At 59.0% G+C, this 586-nt stretch carries 1 protein-coding gene; it reads right to left on the bottom strand.

Annotated elements, in window-relative coordinates; translation table 11 throughout:
- Positions 1-586, bottom strand: a 586-nt coding sequence (gene nadE, locus V7665_RS13760; protein WP_335665094.1) for an NAD(+) synthase, incomplete at both ends; no start/stop codon positions are given.

The raw sequence follows: 586 nt of genomic DNA, 5'->3' as shown, positions 1-586 counted from the left end.
ACTGTCGCTGTCTTTCTGATCCTCGCGCAATTCCGCGCTCGGCGGCTTGGTGATCACCCGCTCCGGCATCACCGGACCATCCGGCCCGAGGCCAAGACTCGGTTTGTTGCGGTTGCGCCATGCGGACAATTTGAAAACGGTCAGCTTATAGGCATCTTTCAGCACCGAATAGCCGCCCGCCATGTCACCATAGATGGTAGCATAGCCGACGCTCATCTCGCTCTTGTTGCCGGTGGTGAGCAGCATGTGGCCAAATTTATTCGACAGCGCCATCAAGGTGACGCCGCGAATCCGCGACTGTATATTCTCTTCGGTAATATCGACATTGCTGTCAGAGAAACTGTCCTCGAGCATCGCGTCAAAGCCTTCGATCGCCGGGCCAATCGGGATCGTGTCCAGCCGGGTGCCGAGTAATTGGGCACAGCCTTCGGCATCGTCCAGGCTTTCCTGCGACGTGAAGCGCGATGGCATCATCACATTCCAGACCCGGTCTGCTCCCAATGCGTCGACGGCAACCGCCGCCGACAAGGCGCTGTCAATGCCCCCGGAAAGACCCAGCAGGACCCCGGGGAAGCGATTCCGGTTC

Origin of the sequence: Parasphingorhabdus sp. (assembly GCF_036964675.1) — a bacterium.
Lineage (GTDB): Bacteria > Pseudomonadota > Alphaproteobacteria > Sphingomonadales > Sphingomonadaceae > Parasphingorhabdus.
The sequence above is the reverse complement of the archived record's forward strand: the minus strand, read 5'-3'. Positions and strand labels throughout refer to the sequence as shown.